The 21,114-nt window shown below is 60.2% G+C and carries 14 protein-coding genes; 9 read left to right on the forward strand and 5 right to left on the reverse strand.

The window, feature by feature from the left end:
• The first annotated feature begins 93 nt into the window (after positions 1-93).
• Positions 94-2,709: a preprotein translocase subunit SecA gene (secA, locus tag HMPREF2971_RS01410; RefSeq protein ID WP_070690800.1), complete on the forward strand. Its 2,616-nt coding sequence runs from the start codon at positions 94-96 to the stop codon at positions 2,707-2,709.
• A gap of 113 nt (positions 2,710-2,822) precedes the next feature.
• Here the strand turns inward: secA and HMPREF2971_RS01415 are convergent, their stop codons facing one another.
• Positions 2,823-3,476: an Rv3235 family protein gene (locus HMPREF2971_RS01415; protein WP_070690803.1), complete on the reverse strand. Its 654-nt coding sequence runs from the start codon at positions 3,474-3,476 to the stop codon at positions 2,823-2,825.
• Between the two features lie 109 nt (positions 3,477-3,585).
• A complete protein-coding gene (locus HMPREF2971_RS01420) occupies positions 3,586-4,518 on the reverse strand; it encodes a LysM peptidoglycan-binding domain-containing protein (RefSeq protein ID WP_070507664.1) in 933 nt (310 codons plus the stop codon).
• A 208-nt stretch (positions 4,519-4,726) separates the two neighbouring features.
• On the opposite strand from HMPREF2971_RS01420, the gene HMPREF2971_RS01425 reads away from it, so the two are divergent.
• Positions 4,727-5,395: a histidine kinase gene (locus HMPREF2971_RS01425; protein ID WP_070507572.1), complete on the forward strand. Its 669-nt coding sequence runs from the start codon at positions 4,727-4,729 to the stop codon at positions 5,393-5,395.
• 191 nt (positions 5,396-5,586) lie between these two features.
• Here the strand turns inward: HMPREF2971_RS01425 and HMPREF2971_RS01430 are convergent, their stop codons facing one another.
• Entirely contained in the window at positions 5,587-5,820 is a 234-nt protein-coding gene (locus HMPREF2971_RS01430; protein ID WP_044150292.1) for a helix-turn-helix domain-containing protein, read from the reverse strand.
• 363 nt (positions 5,821-6,183) lie between these two features.
• Here HMPREF2971_RS01430 and HMPREF2971_RS01435 point away from each other — a divergent pair, with 363 nt between their 5' ends.
• The 3 genes from HMPREF2971_RS01435 to HMPREF2971_RS01445 all read left to right on the forward strand — a co-directional run bounded on the left by HMPREF2971_RS01435 (position 6,184) and on the right by HMPREF2971_RS01445 (position 10,517).
• Positions 6,184-6,876: an SAF domain-containing protein gene (locus tag HMPREF2971_RS01435; RefSeq protein ID WP_012903218.1), complete on the forward strand. Its 693-nt coding sequence runs from the start codon at positions 6,184-6,186 to the stop codon at positions 6,874-6,876.
• Positions 6,873-8,561: a nucleotide-binding protein gene (locus HMPREF2971_RS01440; protein WP_070690806.1), complete on the forward strand. Its 1,689-nt coding sequence runs from the start codon at positions 6,873-6,875 to the stop codon at positions 8,559-8,561. The genes HMPREF2971_RS01435 and HMPREF2971_RS01440 overlap by 4 nt, the downstream gene beginning before the upstream one ends.
• 381 nt (positions 8,562-8,942) lie before the next feature.
• Entirely contained in the window at positions 8,943-10,517 is a 1,575-nt protein-coding gene (locus tag HMPREF2971_RS01445) for a sensor histidine kinase (RefSeq protein ID WP_070690809.1), read from the forward strand.
• A 154-nt stretch (positions 10,518-10,671) separates the two neighbouring features.
• Here the strand turns inward: HMPREF2971_RS01445 and HMPREF2971_RS01450 are convergent, their stop codons facing one another.
• Positions 10,672-10,920 (reverse strand): WhiB family transcriptional regulator, encoded by a 249-nt coding sequence (locus HMPREF2971_RS01450; RefSeq protein WP_005505386.1) that lies wholly within the window; start codon positions 10,918-10,920, stop codon positions 10,672-10,674.
• Between the two features lie 472 nt (positions 10,921-11,392).
• Between HMPREF2971_RS01450 and HMPREF2971_RS01455 the strand changes: the two genes are divergently transcribed.
• On the forward strand, positions 11,393-11,833 hold the full coding sequence (locus tag HMPREF2971_RS01455; RefSeq protein WP_070690813.1) for an alpha-N-acetylglucosamine transferase: 441 nt from the start codon (positions 11,393-11,395) through the stop codon (positions 11,831-11,833).
• A 51-nt stretch (positions 11,834-11,884) separates the two neighbouring features.
• Here the strand turns inward: HMPREF2971_RS01455 and HMPREF2971_RS01460 are convergent, their stop codons facing one another.
• Positions 11,885-16,417 (reverse strand): FtsK/SpoIIIE domain-containing protein, encoded by a 4,533-nt coding sequence (locus HMPREF2971_RS01460; protein WP_246825011.1) that lies wholly within the window; start codon positions 16,415-16,417, stop codon positions 11,885-11,887.
• Positions 16,418-17,038: 621 nt separating this feature from the next.
• Here HMPREF2971_RS01460 and glf point away from each other — a divergent pair.
• The 3 genes from glf to HMPREF2971_RS01475 are packed head-to-tail and all read left to right on the forward strand — an operon-like array spanning position 17,039 to position 21,113.
• Entirely contained in the window at positions 17,039-18,226 is a 1,188-nt protein-coding gene (gene glf / locus HMPREF2971_RS01465; RefSeq protein ID WP_005508581.1) for a UDP-galactopyranose mutase, read from the forward strand.
• Positions 18,227-18,228: 2 nt separating this feature from the next.
• A complete protein-coding gene (locus tag HMPREF2971_RS01470; RefSeq protein WP_070690820.1) occupies positions 18,229-20,235 on the forward strand; it encodes a glycosyltransferase in 2,007 nt (668 codons plus the stop codon).
• Complete coding sequence (locus HMPREF2971_RS01475) at positions 20,232-21,113, forward strand: ABC transporter permease (protein ID WP_070690823.1); 882 nt, start codon at positions 20,232-20,234, stop codon at positions 21,111-21,113. The genes HMPREF2971_RS01470 and HMPREF2971_RS01475 overlap by 4 nt, the downstream gene beginning before the upstream one ends.
• Position 21,114 lies beyond the last annotated feature (1 nt).

Genomic DNA, 21,114 nt, shown 5'->3' on the forward strand with positions numbered 1-21,114 from the left:
GGCTCTGCCATACAATATGTAGGAAGGCCTCACCGCGCGCACTTTCGCGCGCCCTTGGTGAGGGTACCGAAACAAGCAAGGAGTAGAAGCTCAGTGGCATCTTTCTTGGAGAAAATCCTCCGAACCGGCGATAAGAGGGTTCTGCGACAGCTCGAAGCGTACACAAAGGCGGTGAACTCGCTCGAGGACAGCTTCTCATCGATGACCGATGAGGAACTGCGAGCAGAGACCGACAAGTTCCGCGAGCGCGTCAAGGACGGCGAATCCCTCGACATTATGCTGCCGGAGGCCTTTGCGGTGGTCCGTGAAGCATCCAAGCGTACCCTGGGCAAGCGCCACTACGACGTGCAGCTCATGGGTGGTGCAGCGCTGCACCTGGGCAACATTGCCGAAATGAAGACCGGTGAGGGTAAGACCCTCGTTGCGACCCTGCCCGCGTACCTGAACGCCCTGAGCGGCAAGGGCGTGCACATTGTGACCGTGAACGACTACCTGGCTGAGTACCAGGCGAACCTCATGGGTCGCGTGTTCCGCTTCCTCGGCATGGAGTGCGGTGTGATTCTGTCCTCCATGGAGCCGGACGAGCGTCGTAAGCAGTACGCCGCAGACATCACTTACGGTACGAACAACGAGTTCGGCTTCGACTACCTGCGTGACAACATGGCGTGGACCGTGGAGGAGCAGGTTCAGCGCGGCCACAACTTCGCCATTATCGATGAGGTCGACTCCATCCTGATTGATGAGGCACGTACCCCTCTGATCATTTCCGGCCCCGCAGCCGGTGAGGCGAACCGCTGGTACGCAGAGTTCGCGCGCATTGCTGCGACCCTGCTTAAGCGCGGTGAAGACTACGAAGTAGACGAGAAGAAACGCACCGTCGGCATCCTTGAACCCGGCATTGACAAGGTGGAAGACCACCTGGGTGTGAAGAACCTCTACGAATCCAAGAACACCCCGCTCATTGGCTTCCTGAACAACTCCATTAAGGCGAAGGAGCTGTTCACCAACAACAAGGACTACGTGGTCATTGACGGCGAGGTCCTGATTGTTGACGAGCACACCGGTCGTATTCTGCCGGGCCGCCGCTACAATGACGGCATCCACCAGGCGATTGAGGCGAAGGAAGGCGTCGAAATCAAGCCTGAGAACCAGACCATGGCGACCGTGACTCTGCAGAACTACTTCCGCATGTACGACAAGCTGTCCGGTATGACCGGTACCGCAGAAACCGAAGCGGCAGAGTTCATGAACACCTACGAGCTCGGCGTGGTGCCCATCCCCACCAACAAGGGTGTGCAGCGCATCGACAACCCCGATAAGGTGTACCGCGACGAAATCGCCAAGTTCAAGGCGGTCGTCAAGGACATTAAGGAACGCCACGAAAAGGGCCAGCCGATTCTGGTGGGTACCGCAAGCGTGGAGAACTCCGAGTACCTTTCCCGCCAGCTGGCGAAGGCAGGCGTGCGCCACGAGGTGCTGAACGCAAAGAACAACGAGCGTGAGGCTGCTATTGTTGCGCAGGCGGGCCGTAAGGGCGCCGTCACCGTGGCAACCAACATGGCTGGTCGCGGTACCGACATTATGCTCGGCGGTAACCCCGAATTTGAGGCCGTCGAGAAGATGCGTGAGCTCGGCCTGGACCCGAACACCAACTCCGAGGCGTACGAGGCACGTTGGCCCGAGGTCCTGAAGGCCTGCGAAGACGCCGCTAAAGAAGAGCACGATGAAGTCACCAAGCTCGGTGGCCTGTACGTGCTCGGCACTGAGCGTCACGAGTCCCGCCGTATCGACAACCAGCTGCGCGGTCGTTCCGGCCGTCAGGGTGACCCGGGTGAGTCCCGCTTCTACCTGTCGCTGACCGACGAACTGATGCGCCTGTTCAACACCGGCATGGCAACCCGCCTCATGGCGGCAGCCCCCGAGGACTCCGCATTGGACTCCAAGATCGTCAGCCGCGCTATCGCTACCGCCCAGTCAAACGTTGAAGGCCGTAACGCTGAACAGCGTAAGAACGTGCTCAAGTATGACGACGTGCTCAACCGCCAGCGCGAAGCGATCTACAAGGACCGCGGCCGCATCCTGCACGGTGACGACCTGAAGGAACAGATTTCTGGCTTCGTGGACGAGGTGCTGACCACCATCATCGACGCGCGCGTCGCTGAAGGCCACGCCGAGGACTGGGACTTCGACGAGCTCTGGAGCGCCCTCAAGCAGGTGTACCCCATCTCCATCACCGTGGACGACCTCGCTGAAGACGCTGGAGACCGCACCAAGATTACTCGCGACCAGATCGTGAAGGAAGTCCTGGCGGACGCACACCTCATCTACGATGAGCGTGAAAAGAGCGTCGGCGAAGAGAGCATGCGCGAAATCGAACGCCGTGTCATGCTGTCCGTCATCGGCGAGCGCTGGCCCGAGCACCTGTACGAGATGGAATACCTCAAGGAAGGTATCGGTCTGCGTGCGATGGCTCAGCGTGACCCGCTGGTCGAGTACCAGCGTGAAGGCTACGACATGTACCAGTCGATGCTCGGCGCGATCCGTGAAGAGACCGTGACCTACCTGTTCAACCTTGACCTGTCCAAGCAGCGCACTCAGGCTTCTGCCGTGCGCCTGGCTGAGCCTTCGCGCCCGAAGTTCCTGCAGTACTCCGCCCCGGATGAGGACGGCCACGAGCAGGTTCACGTGGAACGCTCGAAGGACAAGTAGCCTCAGCGTAAAAGCTGAAATGCTATAGACCTAGCAGAGAGGGTGCGAATCCAACACTGGATTCGCACCCTCTCTGTTTGTCTGTGTGTTTTGTAGGGGAAGCCGGGGAAGCCTTAGTCTTCGTCCAAGCGGCTCTGCGGCTGCTCAATTGCGGTAATCAGCCACATGCCGTGAATCAGGCGCATCTGCATGGTCACCACGCGCACCTTATCCGCACAACGCAGTAGCGCCACCACCTCGTAGAGCTCCTCGTGTACCTTCTGCGCTCGCACCCGCAACAGAACCGGCGGAAGGGTCAACAGCATCTCCTTGCGCACCTGACGCGGGTTCTTCGGGAAGAATGGCAACAGACGGTGGAAACAATCCGCTGACACCCACTGCGCCAGCTGCTGACGCGAACGACGAGCCGACATGATCTCCAGGTAAGCAATCGCCACACCCGCGCAACGACCCTCCAACTGGCGAGCTAGTGCATCCGCAGGACGCAGCGGGCGGCCCCTCTTCACTACCTTCGGGCGCTGAGCCGAATGCTGCTCATAACGCGGCAGAGGAAGCAGCGAATAAACCGAGGGACTGTTGCGCCTCTGCACCAGAGTCATCGTGCCCTGCCCCTGCTCGGGGAGCGGAGCCACCTGCTGCTGAATCACCGGCTGGGAGGCGCGTGCCGCCTGACGCTTCGAGTACGGGCTGGCAGACTGGTTGTCGCGGGAGGCAGGCTGATGCGGCGGGGTCCACGGGGAACGGGGGAGAAGGTTGGAGAAGCTCATGACGGCTCCTTTCGGTGCAGAGGCTTTCGGTGTAGGGGTATGTGAGGTGAGTTGAGCGAACGAAAGACTGTTGGGATGAGGTGGAATGGGGTGGAAGACGCGGGTGAGGTTAGTGAACGGGCTGTTCGGGGATCTGTAGAACCTGCCCCTCGTAGAGCAGCTCAGCGTTCTGACCCAGAGCGTCCTTGTTCGCCTCGTAAATGTCGAGGGTGTAGTCGTAAATGGTGGAGGCGTCGGTGCCTTCGCCCAGCTGGTCGGCGGCAATCGACCAGAGCGTATCGCCCGCCTGAACCGTGTAAGAGTAGGTGCCCGCCTCGGTGCGGGGAGGAGAAAAGAAAGGGCTACGGTCCTGCAAGTAGCCTGCCGCCTCCGAAGGCTCGGGAGCCAGGGGAATATTGGGAACCTCAGCAGAAAGGGTCAGGGGAGTAGCGGACTGATTCGGGGCGGTATCGGAGAGAACCGCATCTGAGCTGGCGTCTGCCGCCGCGGTAATCGATGAATCTGCTGCCATAACTGCTGAAATGGTTGTCTGCGGTATGCCCTCCGCGCCGTTCAGCCCCGCGTTGCTGGGCGTAGCCACCGTAGCTTGCGCGGGAGCCAGAACCGCCCCCACTCCGAGCGCCGTGCCGCCGAGCGTCAGAACGATGCGGCGCATAAAACGCGGACGGAAAATCGCCGGAACCTGCAGCACAGCGCGGTCAGCGTTGCGGCTCGAAACTCGCAGGGAACGAGCGTAGAAGAGCGCGTAGATAAAACTGATGAACCACCAGGCGGTAATGAGGATTGCCGCCGCGCCAGCGCAGAGCAACGAAGCGTCAGCAAGAGGGTGCGCCGAGGGGATGCGGTGCAGGTTCACGCTCAACGCGCCCAGGACCGCCGCGGAAAGCAGGGGAGGGGCGATGAAGAGCAGAGCGTCCTGGTAGTTAGCCTTGGTGCTGGTTTCATGACCTGCGTCAGCGCCAGATGCCAGAGGAGTAACGGACGCAAGGGGATGCGAAGCGAAGGCTGCGGGGGTTGAACCCGGCGTGGAAAGATGGTCCACAATGACCTCCAAATGGTGTGTTTGATGTGTTTTGATGTTGCTTCATTTATACAGGAAGTCGTGTTAAAAATGAAGCAAAACGCATCAAAATGTATAAAAAACATGTAATTTGGTGGAATTTGCTTCAAAAATTAGGCTCAAGAATCATTGCCCGACCAGAAAAACACCCCGGTTCGTATCCGCATCCATCCTCAGGTAGGGTCATAGCATGAGCATGGAAAAGTTCCTACGAGACATTGAGGCGCGCCTCGCCTCCGAACGCGCCTGGGATATGGAACAAGACGCCCGCCAAGTCGCCCGCGTCCACTATTCAACCATCACCCTCGACGACCGCCTCCTCGCACAAGTTGGCGGCCCCATCCGTATCTGCGCCACCGACATGCAAACCTACGAAGGTAAGCTCGAAATGGTCGGCGAAGAATGGGTCAGCATCGAAGCGCGCGGCGAGAACATCATCATCCCCTTGCGCGGAATGCTTTGGTGGGAAGGCGGCATAGCTCCCGGACGCGCTGATGTTCGCCCCGAACGCTACCGCATGAAAATCCAGCTAGCCCTGCGCTCCCTCGCCATGGCACGCGAGCCCGTCCGCCTCTCCCTCGAAGGCGGCACCGTCAGTTACGATGGCGTGATTGAGCGAGTTGGCGCCGACTTCCTCGAATTGCGCCTGCTCAACGGTGGACAGTACCCGCGCATCCACGAACGCGACCAGTACGCGCGTGCAGCCTACGGTGCGCAGGGAGCCTACGAGCAGGGCGGTTACGGGCATGGTGGTTACGGGCAGGGCGCCTCCGGCTACTCCCGTGCACCTCGCGGCGCTGGCGTGCGCACCATTCCGCTGGCTCGTATTAGCGCAGTTATCGCCCGTATCTCACGCTAAAAGCACGGGGTAAATAGTGGGCAGTTCAATTTGTGGGAACGCCCATAAAAACGCCTCGACAAGTATAAATTCCCTTATAAAAGCAACAATAAACACAAAAAGGTCCGCCCCTCTCCATTGAAATCTCAATGAGAGGAGCGGACCTTTCTAAAACCACTCGAGCGTTGCGCCCGCGAGGTGCATGTCGAATGCTACTCAGCCTTAGCCTTTGCAGTGAGCTTGCCGGAAGCAATCGCCTCCAGAGTCTGCTCGTGGCGCTCAGTAATGTACTCTTCAAAACGAGAGCGTTCAATGCGCCACTGGTTACGTCCACCAATCTGAATGGCGGGAAGTTCGCCGCTACGCACCAGAGCACGCACCTGCGAAAGCGAAACCTGCAGCTCCTCGGCAACGTCGCTCAGAGTGAGGAAACGAGGTGCAGTCATCGAATTATTCCTTTCCGTGAGTGAAATCCTGGGCCCCTTAGCCACCGTTAGCGGCCTTATACATAGAGTCCATACGGAACATCTATTGAGTACTTTCAGTATATGTCATCACCATGAAATTTGCGCACAAAAAGCCTTATATGAGCTGAAAAGTTATCTAATTACCCATTCAAAAGGGGCAAGACTCAAAAATATTTCATAAACGCGACTCTTGTTGAGAGCGAGTACTAAATGAAATATGCTGTTAGGGTTAGTGCCAGAATCCAGTCAAAGCACTATCGAAAACACACCACTCGCTCATCGGTCAGTTGAACAACACCCGGAATCACCGCCGGCTTCCGCACCGAAAGGCACAACCACATCATGCGCATACGACAGAACGCGACGAAGCGTTCCACCCTCACCGAGCCCCACGCCAGGCGCCTCAAAAGGCCCACCGTCAAGGACTGGCGATTCATCCTCGGTGTACTTCTCGTGCTCGTCTCCATCACTGGCGTGCAGCTCTACGTGCAAGCCAACAACAGCAAAACCGAGTACTACACCGCCAAAAGCGAGATTCGCCTCGGCGAGAAGATCACCGAAGACAAACTAGCCCGAGTCGAAGCGAACATCGACTCCGCCAACGATAAGTACTTTACCCGCGCCGACGCCGCCCAGATGAACGGCAAAATCGCGATTCAGCGCATCCCCGCCGGTAACCTCATCAGCAAGGAATCCGTAGGCACCGAAACCTCCCCGGGCCGCCGTCTCGCCACCGTCAGCATTGACCGTGCGGCAGCCTCCGCGCTGAAGGCGGGCGAGCGCGTGGACGTGTGGACCTCCGGCCCGCGCAACCCCGACACCAAGAGCGATAACCGCACTGAAAACGGCGCCCGCGCCATCGTCACCAACGCTGAAATCGTTGCTGTAACGGTCGACGAAGGCGTGCTTGGCGCCAACGGCAAGGCAACCGTGCAGCTGTGGGTCAAGGAAGAAGCCCTCGCCGCCCTCGTCAAGGAAAGCAACAGCGACTCCAAGATCAGCCTCATCCCCGGCACCTATGGGGAGGGTCAGTGAACATCCCCGTCATCCTCTACGGCGATGACGGCTCGCTCCTGAACCGCATCGAATCCCAACGCGGCCGCGTCTCCGTGGCGCGCACCGTGCAGGACTTCAGCGAAGCCGTCGGAATGGCGCACACCGGCATTGCCCGCGTGCTGCTCTGTGCCCACGTGCCCGCCGAAATAAGCGCCTCCACCGTGGATGCGCTCGCCGCCTCCGAGGTGCTCCTGGCGGTCATCGCCCCGGACAACCTGCATCTGCCCACGCAGGCTCACCGTATCCGCCCCGAAGCTGCCCTCGACGAGATTCTGGGCTCGCTCGAACAAGCGGTGGATGCGGCGCTCGCCCGACCCGCCGCCGGCTACGGCATTCCCGCACAGACCCCGAATCAGGCTCCCGCGCAGGCGGTGCATCAGCCGGAGGCGCACGCCGCCTACGGTCAGGACGCAGGCTACGGATACGATGCAGGGTACGGCTACGACAGCGGATACAACGGCTACGGTTACGATAACGGAGCTGCTGGCTATGGCGTTGATGGATATGGGGCGGGCGGCTACGGCTACGACCCCGCCGCGGGCGCTGGCTCAAACACCGCCGCGCCCTACGGAGCCGACTACGGAAGCTACGGAATCGACCCCGCGGTGCCCGCCGGAAACGCACCCGGTGCGCCTGAGCCGGCGGAAGCCTCCTCGACCGCCCCCAGCAACGAGGAATCCGTGCTCAGTCAGGCCGCTGCCATCGTTGACTCTTTCGCGCCCGGCAGCGACTACGCCCTGCACGTGCAGAACGAGAATAACGACGGCACCCTGCCGCAGCACCCTGACATCAACCAGGACCCCGCCGCGCCTTCCCGCTACCAGCCGGGCCACCGCCTCGGCACAATTGTGACCGTCTGGGGCACTCACGGCGCGCCCGGTCGAAGCACCATCGCCTTCAACCTTGCCGCCCTCGCGGCGCAGCAGGGGCAGCAGGTCTGCCTCATCGATGCAGACACCTACGCGCCCAGCCTGGATGCGCTCATGGCGCTCGAGGACACCGGCTCCGGTCTGGCAATTCTCTGCTCGGACGCCGACCGCGCCCAGCTCGACGAGAAGAAAGCCGGAGCCATCATGGAGCGCGTGCCCCTCAAAAACGGCACCTTCGACTTCTTGAGCGGCATCACTTCCTCCTCGCGTTGGCCCGAGGTGCGCGCCCGCGCCTTCGCCGAAGTACTCGAATGGCTCAAACACCGCTACGACCTGGTCATCTGCGATGTTGCCGCCCCCATCGAGGTCGACGAGGAACTGACCTTTGACGGCCCGGCACCGCGCCGTAACGCCGCGACCCTCACCGCGCTCGCCTGCGCCGACCGCGTAATTGCGCTCGGTGAAGCGGACGTCATCGGCCTGCCGCGCCTGATTAACCTTGCCCGCGAGGTGCAGTCGCGACCGGATCTTTTCGCCCCCGAAACGGATGTGCAGTACTGGCTCAACCGCAGCCGCCGCGAAGCCGCCGGATTCAACCCCGAGGCGAAGATGCGCGATAACTGGGCACGCTACCTGTCGGTTCCGCTCACAGGCGTGATCCCGTACGAGCGTAAGGTCATGGACCGTTTGCGCCGTAACGGTGAAGCGCTGCTGGAGGTCGCACCCCGCCACGCGGTCGTGCAGTCCTTGGAAGCGATGCTTGAAGGTATGTACACGGTACGCGCCGGCGCATAGCGTCAACCTCAGCGCCCGACATCAAGCCGGGTGCATAGCGTCAAGCCCGGCGCGTAGCGTGAGGCCAGAGCGCTAACATTATTGTCTGCCAGAAATGGACACAAGAAGACCCGACCTGCCGGTATACGGTCCCGACATTGGGAGCGCCGGCAGGTCGGGTTTTCTGCACCTCAAGCATAGTGAGGGCGGGGGAGTAGCACGAATATTTCATCTCAAAATTGAGGGTTTCATCTCATCTCACAGCGTCATATTTGGGAATAAAAGCCTGCTTCAAGAAATGCTCTGTAAACTATTCCACGTATTGCCGTTTGAATGGGAATTGCGGCGAGCAAACCGTAAAATAGTTGAACCTACCCGAACTCATGGGAAGCACGCAAACATATGTCTTTTACTGAAGCGACTCTGAGCGCCTACGACTTCGGTCCTGGCGATACTGAACGTATTCACCTCATCAAGGGTGAATGGCAGATCATCTCTGACATCGCCCAGAGCGACCTGGTTTTATGGTTCCCCACCGACTACATTGTTGCCGACGGCAGCTCCCCGGATGCCGTATCCGGCCCCAGCGCAACCAGTACTTTCCGTGCCATCGCGCACGTGCGCCCTTCCAACGTTCGAACCCTCTTCCACCGCGACATCATTCAGCGCGAGATGGACGAGGGAATCCGCGACGAAGCATACCGCGTCTGGATTGACCAGAACATCAGCACCTACACCGACGAAGGAAGCGGTGAAGGCGTCGGTGCTCGACCGCGTGTACACGTGACTTTTGTGCCCATTGTGCGCAATAACCGCACCATCGCACTGCTGACCAGCCACAAGATTGCCACCCCCAATGGTTACCCCTCCATCAGCGACGAGGTCTACGAATATACTGCTGACACCATGCTCTCCATGGTGCACTCCGGCCTGTGGCCCGACCCCCTCGCCCAGGGAAATAACACCCAGGGCAACCCCCGCGTGATCGACGGCATTATTGTGCTTGACCCCGCCGGCCGCGTGGTGGTTGCCTCCCCGAATGCGAACTCCATGTACAACCGCATGGGCATGACCGGCTACCTCGAAAAGCGAAACCTTGCCGATGTCACCCGTGCGATGCTTCCTGCCGGTGAGCAGGCGGATGAAACTCTGCAGTTGGTCCTTGCCGGACGCAGCGACCTGCGCACCGAATTGGTTATTGCTCGTGCCCGTGTGACCATGCGATCCATCCCGCTGCTGGCACAGAGGCGTGCTCACATCGAGCGTGAGGGCGCCGTGATCCTTTGCCGTGACGTGACCGAGTTGCGCCGCCGCGAACTGGAACTTATGACCAAGGACGCGACCATCCGCGAAATTCACCACCGCGTGAAGAACAACCTGCAGACCGTGTCCGCTCTACTGCGCCTGCAGTCGCGCCGTATGACCACTGATGAGGCACGTCAGGGCCTGGAGCAGGCGATGCGCCGCGTGGCAACGATCGCTACCGTGCACGAGGCGCTCTCGCAGGGTCTGACTCAGAACGTCGACTTTGATGAGCTGATTGAGCGTCAGTTCCACCTTGCCGCTGAGCTTGCTTCCCCCGGTCAGCACGTGTCTACCAAGCTGATTGGCTCCTTTGGGTCTTTGCCGAGCCAGTTCGCTACCCCTCTGGCACTGGTTATCAACGAGGTTGTCGCGAACGCTGTGGAGCACGGCCTGGACGGCGAGACCGGCACCGTGACCCTTGAGGGTATTCGCGGCATCAACGATGAGGGTGAGAACATCCTCACCGTCGTGATTACTGATGACGGTAAGGGCATGGGTGATAAGAAGATCGAAGAGTCCGGCCCGAACGCCTACCGCCCGGTGACCGGTAAGGAAGGCCTGGGCATGCAGATTGTGCGTACCCTGGTGGCGAGCGAGCTGAACGGCTCGATCCGCTGGGAGGCTAACGAACCGACCGGTACCCGCGTGGTCATCACCGCGGTGCTCGTCTAAGCCCTTCTCGTATGACATGTAGAACTGCCGCCGCCCCGAGTACGGGGTGGCGGCAGTTTGCTGTCTAGATAGGTTCTGTATATGGCAAAAGCGTGGTGCAGCGACATAAAGTCACTGCACCACGCTTTTGATGCCCTATTGAATACTCCGGAAGTTAGGATGCACGGCGGGCACGAGCTGCGCGACGCTTCATCGCACGACGCTCGTCTTCACTGGTGCCACCCCATACGCCGGAGTCCTGGCCGGTCTCGATGGCCCACTTCAGGCAGACGTCTACAACCTCGCAAGAGCGGCAGACAGTCTTAGCCTCTTCAATTTGCAACAGGGCAGGTCCGGTGTTTCCTACGGGGAAGAACAGCTCCGGATCCTTGTCCAAACAAGCTGCACGACTACGCCAATCCACGGTGGACCTCCTTCATGATTTACGGTCTCACGCGGTGGCAAGACACATCTATTTTCCTGTGCGCGTGTCAAATACATCCGCTGACGGGATGCTCACCCAGCGTTAGGGTGAAAATTGACTTATCAACTTTCGCATGTTGGAGCGGATGTGACAAGTACTTTTCTCTAAAAACTTCAGTATTACACTGAGGCATCTATCACTTAGGCAAACCTTTGTCTAATTGAGAGGGTGGGGAATCGCATGCTGACACACATATCCTGCGTCTCGTCTCATGGGCGAGACGCAGGCGGCTGGGTGAGCGGCGCCTCAGGCATAATATAAAGCGGTACCTACCCCTGAAATACCGCACCGACGACGAGGCGGTGAACCCGAGGCGAACCCGAGGCAGGGGAGCACCCACCCGCTAACGCACCAGCACATCGGACTGAGTACATCCCGGTCTGCCGCCGACACTACCCCTGAGGAGCCCACCGTGCCGTCACGCCCGTTCAACGTCATCTACGCATTCGCCCTGACCGAAACCTTCGCGGCATACATTCTGATTCGCGGTATCCTCTACCCCTTTATCGTCAGTGGATTGTCCACCGCCCAGGCAATTGTGGGCGGCGTACTCCAGGTGCTCATTGCAGCGGGCATGACCTACTTTGGGCTGCGTTTTTACCGCGGCCGCTTCGGTTCGCGCCTGCCCATGATTCTGATTACCCTCTGCACCCTGTGGGTCACCGCAAGCACCCTCATCATGAACGTGAGTGCTTATGGCCTGAACATTAGCCAGTCCATCACGATTGCGGGTGTTATTGGCGCGGCGGTTGCCTTCGTCTTCGTGCTCATGCCCAGTAGCCGCCGCTATATTGAGGCGGTCACCGAAGCATCGGGCGAAGAAGCAGAGAAGTACAGCCGCCGACGCCGCTAAACCCCTTAACGCCGCTAAGCCCTAGACGGCTCGGCTCTAGAGTGCTCAGCTCTAGACCGCTACCGGCACCTTCTGCACAGCTGTTACAGCCTGCGCTGCCGTGCTCAGCGCCAGGGGAACCTGCGCCGCGCACACGGAGGCGCCATCCACCACCACAAGACGGCCGGCGGGCTGCTCACCCTGCGTGAATCGATCCAGAGGTAGCGCGGTCACCGTGCACATGTCGGCATCCGCTAGGGACGCGGGCGCGAGCAGAAGCGCACGCGAGCATCCCATGAGCGCAGCCAGCAGGGGTGAGGAAGCGCGCCTCGGCCAGGGCGTGTAGGCGACCAGCATGGCACGGAACTCACCGCGACGCTCCAGAAGTAGCTGCTGAACGGCGGGCTGCAGGTACTGCAGATCATCAATGAGCACGAGTGTGCGCGCGGGGTTTGTCACCGAGTCCAGGAGCGCGCGGGTACGCTCCACGCTCGGCGGCTCACCCGACGCGCCGCCAGAACCCGTGGTGCCGCCAGAACCCTCAAGGACGAGGGTATCCAGCTGCGGGTTGAGATGAGCAATGCTCTCCAGCAGGGTGGTTTTACCCGCCGAACGGGAACCCTGCACCGGAACTACCGCGCCAGCCGGGGCGCTCAACCACACCGGCATCTGCCGGCGGTCAAACGCGACCAACAGCTTAGCGCCCTGCGGATTGCACGCGGCGTGGGCGGCGGTCACGTACTCGGTCGAGGGCATGCGATAGTACTCGGGGAACTGCCGCAGAAGAGTGCCGGGGCGAGTGTTTGACCCGCTCGAAGCGCTCGCGGCGTTGCGTCGCAGAACCTGAACCAGCTCCTGGAAACCCGCAACGCAGGGCGAAAGAATCGAAGCGCTCAGCGGCTGATCCCCGATTAACTCCTCATTGATGGCACCCTCCACGCAGTAGTGGCTCTGCGCCGGGGTCGGGTAGTCCTTGCTCGTCGAACGCATCAGATCGGCCTCCAAGAAGCGGCGGCTCAACAGCGTGGAATGTGCTGCCGCAGCGAAACGGCCGCGCGGGTTCAACGTGGAGGTGAACACCACCGAATAGCCGCGACGGCACCCCTGCGAGAGCAGATCGTAGAGCAGGTTCTCCGTATCGGGTTGGCGAACCAGTGCCTCCAGCCAACTGTCCAGACCGTCCACGACAATGAGCGGGCGGGTGGAAGCCTCGGTACCCCACAGGTTCGGGGTGCGCAGCTCCTCCAAGCAGAACCGCAGATGCGAAAGCTCCTGTGCACCCACGAGCGACTCAAAGGCACCGGCGTAGGGTTCCAGGTCGCGGTAGAGCGCACCGTCAGAGGTCAGCAGAACAACCGGCGTGCGGGCGGCGAATGCCTGAGCTAAAAGCCCGTAAAGCATCGGGGCTCGTTCGGCGCTCTGCGCCAGCAATGCCAGCGTCTGCTGACCCGACCAGCTGATCGGGCGGCGCACACCGTAGCGGGCAATCTCCAGCTCACCCAATAGATACCCTTCGGAGGCAACGCCAGAGTCTGCAGGCTCCTGCGGGGTAGCCGCCGGGTCAGTGCCGTACGCTACCGGTTTGCTAACCGGCGCCTCCACCACGGGCAGCGGGGTGTTCTCGGGAAGCTCCGGCGGAATCGGGCAGTACTCATCCTGAACCGTTGCATTCTTCTGAAGACTCCTCGGCGCGTACTCGCGTTCATAGAGCGCACGAATCTGCTGCGCCGAACGAATCAGCAGCTCATCCTCATTACCGCCGCCCTTCTGAACGGCAGAAGCGGCAGTCAGCTCACGCCAGCCGCCCTCCTCAAGACCCAACACCTGCACCGGACGGGCATCGCTGCTCGAGGGGACCGCATCCACCAGCGGGGCGCGGAACGGCAGGGAACGACCATCCGGCAGGCGCACATACCCGGCACCCGGATGCGCCGCCGAAATATACGCCGCAGACTCATGCTCCAGCAGGTTATAGGAATCCTGAGCGCTCGCCACGCGCAGGCAAATGCTCGTGGCAATATTGGCGCGAATATCCTGCGAAATAGCACCCTGCGGACGCTGAGTCGCCAACACCAGATGCAGACCCAGCGAGCGACCAATCGTGGCGATGCGCATCAGCTCAGCCATAGCATCCGGCATGGAATCGATGAGCATGCGGAACTCATCCACCACAATCAGCAGCTCGGGGTAGCGCGGAGTCGTGCCCGCCGCCTGGCAGGAAGCCAGGTAGTCGCGGTAGGAGTTCACGCCGAGTGCCTGCAGATCCACCTCGCGGCGGTGAATATCGGCGCGCAAAAATTCGAGCGCACGCTCCACCGCCGACACATCAAAATTACTCAACACGCTGAGTGCATGCGGCAGCTGAGCCAGAGGACCCAAACCAGCAGAGCCCTTGAAATCCACCAGAATCAGGCCCAGACGCTCGGGCGGGTAACGTAGCGCAGCGCTGAGTACCAGCGAACGCAGCAGCTGCGATTTGCCAGCACCGGTCGTGCCACCGAGCAACCAGTGCGGACCGTGCTCAGATAAACCAATATTCAGCGAACCGCCCGAAGAAACACCCAGGTAGCAGCGAATATCGGAGGCGTAACGCTGAGCGGACCAGCGCTGCAGAACAGACTCCACCGCCATGTCATCGGCGCGGTTCTGCTGCTGAAGAGATGAGAACAGATGCGCCGACTGGTGCACCTGCCCCTCACTGAGCGCGCCCTGCTCCTGCTCGCACCCGGCGCGGTACAGGTTCTCAAGAGCGGTACAGAACGCCTCGAGGCTGAGCCCATCGGCGTGCTGGCACAGACCCTCACACGCCAGAGGATGCACCTGGTAGACACCCTCGGTGGGCTGCACCGGAGGCATCGCATAGCCCTGCGCGCGGTAACGGATGCTTTGACGGTGGCTACCCTCACTCGCGCACTCAACCCAGGCGGCACCAAAAAGCGCACCGGGTGCATGTGCGGAATTATCACCCTCAGCACTGCCCAGCACGCAGAGCGCAGGGGCGTTCATCTTCTGCTCACGCGGGGAGGAGAGCGCGCGGGATTGCGAACCCTCAGCGATAGCACCGGAGGTTAGTGCGGTCAGCAGGGGAGCGTAAACCGCGCTCGCATGCTGCGGCATGAGAATCAGCGGCGGAACCGAGGAAGAAAGCTCCGACTGCAAGCTGCTCTGCAGAGCCTGCAGATACTTCTCCTGCTGCGTACCCGGCAGACAATGCACACTCACGCCCGGCACCACAGCCAGAGTTTGTAGCAGGGCGTTCATACGTTTCTGCGCACTATTGTGAGCTTCGGCCAGCAGAACGTGCACCGAACCCGGATAGCCCGCCACCAGCTGCACCAGGTAGGCGCGCAGATGCGCCTCCTCCAACTTAAGGTAGTGACCGAGAACCGGGGTGGGCAGCGGTAGATAGTGGGGTGCATCCTGCTTCTCCAGAGCGCCCAGCGGGAGGTTGCGGCCGCGCAGGTAGGGCTGGCGGGGACCGCACCCGAGCACAATAGCCGGGTAGTCATGCAGGGCAGAGGGACCCGAAATCGCCAGGTCGCCCGCGGTCGGCAGGGCGAGAGCACGTTCCTTCTCCTGCAGTGCCGCCTGATGAGTCTGCTGCGATGCGGCACGGTTCTCCGCCCGACCGCCAAAGAAATGCAGAAGCATCAGCAGCGAAGACGCCGCAGACATCAGCAGAAGGAACCACATGCCGGTCACCAGCGCAATAATCAGACCCACCACAATGGGCAGGCACACGCTCAACAGAATCTGCTTGAGCTTACGCGGCGTGGGAGGGTTCACCACCACTGGCTCAAAGGGGTTGCCAGCATCGCCCAGGGGAGCGAGCGTCTGCGCGGGCTCGCCACTGGAAGAGCCAGAAGAAGAACCGAGAGAAGAACCGGGGGGAGCGGTGGCGCTCGCCTTCTTAGTGGTGTGTTCGCGGTCGGCGCTGGGTGAGGTGAGCATGCAGAGTGAGGAGCCGAGGCGGAAAGGCTCGTCCCAGCGCAGGATGCGCGGCTCGGCGCCCTGCGCCTTCATACTGCCATGTGCCTTCTCGCTGCCCTCGCTTGCGGCGGGGCGTTTCTCGATCCAGCGGATGCCGGAGCTATCGGCGTAGAAGCTGCCGTGCACCGGCTTGAGGAAGGGGTCCTGCAGGTGAATGTGGTGCGGCTGTTCTCCTCCACGGGCAGGTAGTGCCGCCCTGCCGAGGCTGGTGCGGCCGCGGCTGATGGGGAAGGTTGCGCCCGCTTCGGGTCCGCGCAGAATGTGCAGGAGGCTGACGGCGGGCGCGTTCAGCGATTGAGAATCTTGGGGCTGAGAATTTAGGGGCTGAGATTCGTTCGGAATGTGGATATTTAGCGCATCCGAGGTGTTGAGGGGGTCCTTATCGTGCGCGGGGCGTAGCTGGAACGTTGTATCCCGCGCCTGAGCGTGCGCGCCGGGTGTAGAGCGTTGCAGAGCGTGGTTGAGTGCCTGCTCTAGAGCCTGCTGGTTTGTGCTACCTGTGCTACCGGGGTGCAGCTGTATTCCGTTGGGTGCCGCCTCGCCGTCGAGTCGGAGTACGCGGGGGTAGGGGAGCGCGTTGGTGGTGTTGTGGTGGTCGAGAAAGAAGAGAGTCATACCCTCAGAAAACATTAAAAAGCATTAAAGCTCAATGAATTACCTGTATATAAACTAAGACGTTCGTATTTTTTGAATTTTTCGCCCCATTTTTCAAAAAGCTGTGGATAAACCGCCCCAATCACCTCTCGCGTGCACCGGCGCGCATCCCCAAATATGCCGGCAGGGGTGCTTTCTTGTAGCGCGTGAGAGCACTTAAAATGCCCGCTTCGACCTGTCCCTTGTATCTGCGGCTCTATGCGACGGCTAATTATCGCAGTAAATAGAGCGGGGTGAATATTTACCCGTAAATAAAATTCCTTCACCGTGAGCGGGCCGTAAAAATACACAGAAGAAAGAACTGTCTCAGACCCGCTTGACCTCGGGGTTCGCGAAGAATATTCACACAGAGAAAGAGTGTGCGAACAATAGTCCAAAAGCCCCTAAAAGCACGTCATAAGTATGCGTAGTGCTTGATAAACAGGTATCTTAGATTATGACTATATCCATCACGGGAGGGGCTTTTTGTACCCACCCGTGCGGATTGCGGCGCGACTGAGAACCCTCGGATGTGTCCAATCTGGTAGGTGAATACCGCCCTCGCAGAAGCGGCGGTGCGCCGTGATAATACAGGAGAAAACATTGACCGCTGACCTCGTAGTAGTCGGTTCGGGCCTCTTTGGTCTGACCATCGCAGAACAGGCTGCCACTGAGCTGGGCCTGAAGGTTGCCCTGCTGGACCGCCGTTCCCACATCGGTGGTAACGCATACAGCGAGAAGGAGAAGCAGACCGGTATTGAGGTGCACCGCTACGGTGCGCACCTGTTCCACACCTCCAACGAGCGTGTCTGGGAGTACGTGAACCGTTTTACCGAGTTCACCAACTACGTACACCGCGTGTACACCCGCCACAACGGCATCGTCTACCCCATGCCGATTAACCTGGGTACCATCAACCAGTTCTTCAACGCAGCTTACTCTCCCGCAGAGGCAAAGGCGCTCATCGCTGAGCAGGCTGGCGAGCTGGCTGGTACCGACCCGCAGAACCTGAATGACAAGGGTATCTCCCTGATTGGTCGCCCCCTGTACGAGGCGTTCATCAAGCACTACACCGCTAAGCAGTGGCAGACCCCGCCGGAAGAGCTGCCCGCATCCATCATTTCCCGTCTGCCGGTTCGCTACAACTATGACAACCGCTACTTCAACGACAAGTACGAGGGTCTGCCCGTTGACGGCTACGCAGCATGGCTGGAGCGTATGGCGGCGCACCCGAACATTGAGGTGCACCTGAACACTGACTTCTTCGAGCCCGGTCACCAGTACTCTCGCGAGAACGTCCTGGGTCAGATTCCCGTGGTCTACACCGGCCCGGTTGACCGCTACTTCGACTACGCTGAGGGCGACCTGTCCTGGCGTACCATCGACCTGGAAGAAGAAGTCCTGCCGATTGAGGACTTCCAGGGCTGCTCCGTGATGAACTACCCCGATGCTGATGTTCCCTTCACCCGCATCCACGAGTTCCGTCACTTCCACCCCGAGCGTGACTACACCAAGGACGCAACCGTCATCATGCGCGAGTACTCTCGCTTCGCGAACAAGGGCGACGAGCCGTACTACCCGGTCAACACCTCCGTGGACCGTGAGAAGCTGCTGGCGTACCGCGACCTGGCTAAGGGCGAGAACAACGTGCTGTTCGGTGGCCGCCTGGGTACCTACAAGTACCTGGATATGCACATGGCTATCGGCGCTGCACTGTCCATGTTCGACAACAAGATCCGCCCGCACTTCGCTAACGGTGCGAAGATCGAGTCCGGTGGTGTTGACGCATAACCATGGCTGATAAGACTTTGAAGAACCTGCAGCGGGTTATTTTCCCGAGCGCGGTTGAGACTGACGTCGTGCCCCTGTACGTGGACGCGAGTGTCGCAACCGGCGTTCAGCTGCCCACCCGTATTGACGGTGACGCTTCCACCTCCATTGCGGAGGCGATGAACACCTCCGGTCAGTCTGTGTCGAGCGCCAGCGCGAACCGTGATGCCGCGAACAGCCTGAACAGCCGCCGCTCCATCACCGTGAACGCGGGCCAGAGCCTGTCTTTCGGCACGTACTTCAATGCGTTCCCCGCCTCGTACTGGCGCCGCTGGACTGACCTGCAGAAGGTCGTTCTGAGCGTTCAGACTCGCGGCGAGGGCATGGTCATTGTGTACAAGTCCAACGGCCGTGGCGTGATTCAGCGCGTGGATGCGAAGCTGCTCTCCGGCGAGGAAACCAACACCTTCACGCTGCCCCTGGCACCGTTCGGTGACGGCGGCTGGTACTGGTTCGACCTGGCAGGCACCACCGACCTTGAGCTGGTTGAGGCGAACTGGCTGGGCGACATTGAGCCCCGCGCAGACGTGAAGGCTGGTCAGGCGACCGTGCAGATTACCACCATGAACAAGGTGGAGTACTGCATCAATAACATTCGTGCTCTGGGTGAGAGCCCCGAGATTTTCGATGCTGTGCACGAGTTCCTGATTGTGGACCAGGGTACCCAGAAGGTGCAGGACCACGAGGACTTCGAAGAGGTCGTCAAGCCCCTCTCCGGTAAGTTCCGCATTATCAACCAGGGCAACCTGGGTGGTTCCGGTGGCTTCTCGCGCGGCATGTTCGAGGCTGTCAACAACGGTTCCGATTACGTGCTGCTGCTCGATGACGACGTTATCGTTGAGCCCGAGTCGATTCTGCGTATGGTGACCTTCGCGAACTACTGCAAGGAACCCACCATCGTGGGTGCGCACATGTTCGACATGTTCGACCGTTCGGTTCTGCACGCGTTCGGTGAGGTTGTTGACCCGTGGCGTAACTTCTACGCTAAGCCGCACGATGACATGGCGATGGGCCACAACCTGGGTCACCACAACCTGCGTAACACCCCGTGGCTGCACCGCCGCGTGGACGTGGACTACAACGGCTGGTGGATGTGCCTCATCCCGACCACCGTCATCAAGGAAATCGGTCTGTCCCTGCCTCTGTTCCTGAAGTGGGATGACGCTGAGTACGGTCTGCGCGCTAAGGCCGCGGGCTTCGCTACCGTGTCCTTCCCCGGTGCGGGCGTGTGGCACGTGTCCTGGACCGATAAGGATGACTCCGTCGGCTGGCAGGCGTACTACCACGAGCGCAACCGCCTCATTACGGCGCTGCTGCACTCGCCCTTCGATAAGGGTGGCCGCGTGCTGCTGGAGTCCCTGTTCTTGGACGTCAAGCACACCCTGTCCATGCAGTACTACACCGAGGCTGGCCGCCTGATGGCGCTGGAGGATCTGCTCTCCGGCCCCGAGCACCTGCACCCCTCGCTCTCGCAGCGTCTGCCGGTGATTCGTGCGATGGCTAAGGAGTACCCGGAGTCTCAGGTGAAGCCGAATGTGGATGACTTCCCGGCTATTCAGACGAAGAAGCCTCCGTTCCGTGGCCGCCGTTCCTTCGCGTCCCCCGGTTACAAGAAGCTTGCTTCCTGGACCGCGAAGACTGTTGCTCGTCAGCTGTTCAAGCCGGTGAGCGAAGAGGCGAAGGCTCACCCGCAGATTCAGCTGAACTACGGTGAGACTAACTGGTGGACCTTGTCGAAGTTCGATTCGGCTCTGGCGACTAACGCTGAGGGTACCGGCCTGTTCTGGTACCGCCGCGACCCCGAGCAGCTCAAGTCGAAGCTGGCTCAGGCAGCTAAACTGCACGTCCAGCTGGTGACCGGCTGGGAGCAGCTGCGTGAGCAGTACCGTTCGAAGGCTGCAGAGGTTGCGTCCTACGATGCGTGGGCTAAGACCTTTGCTGAGCATACGGATTCTGAGCTGACCCGATGAGCGATTTGAAGTCTGTTCCCCTGAAGGCGCCCGGCCGTGGGCGCGGCATCCTGGATGCGGTGAAGAACCGCTACCTGCTTCGACTGCTGGTCGATAAGGAAATCCAGGTCCGCTACCGCGGCTCGGTGCTGGGCATTTTGTGGTCGTACATTAAGCCGGGTGTGCAGTTCCTGGTGTTCTACATTGCCATGGGTATGTTCCTTGGCTTGGAACGCGGTATGCACAACTATGCGGTGTACCTGTTCTCGGGCATGATTGCCATTAACTTCTTCTCGGAGGGTTTTGGTAATGGTGCTCGCGCCATGGTGGTTAACAGCGCGCTGATTCGTAAGATTTACCTGCCGCGTGAGCTGTTCTCGCTGTCGACGGTGTGGGTGGCTCTGGTGCATTTTGTGCCTCAGATCGCTGTGATGCTGCTGGCCTGCTTCTTGGTGGGTTGGTCCCCGACCTTCCTGGCGTTTGGGTCGATTCTGGCGGGCATGCTGATTGTGATGATGCTGTCCTATGGTCTGGGTCTGATTTTCGGTGTGGCGAACGTGTTCTTCCGCGATTCGGAGAACATTGTGGACATGCTACTGATGGTGGCTACCTGGTTCTCGCCGGTGCTGTACTCCTGGACCATGGTGCGTGACACCCTGTACCCGTGGGTGTTCAACGTGTTCATGATTAACCCGCTGACCGTTGCGGTGGAGCTGTTCCACTATGGCTTCTGGCATCCGACGCTCCGTCCTGAGGATTTGGCACTTCCTGCTTCGCAGGTGGTTCCGCATCTCTTCAGCTTCTGGACTCCGATTGCCATTGGTATTTCTCTGCTGACCGTTTTGATTGGTGATTTGCTCTTCCGTAAGTTTGAGGGCAACTTCGCCCAGGAGCTCTGAT

Source organism: Rothia sp. HMSC066G07 (assembly GCF_001814485.1).
Classification (GTDB): Bacteria; Actinomycetota; Actinomycetes; order Actinomycetales; family Micrococcaceae; genus Rothia.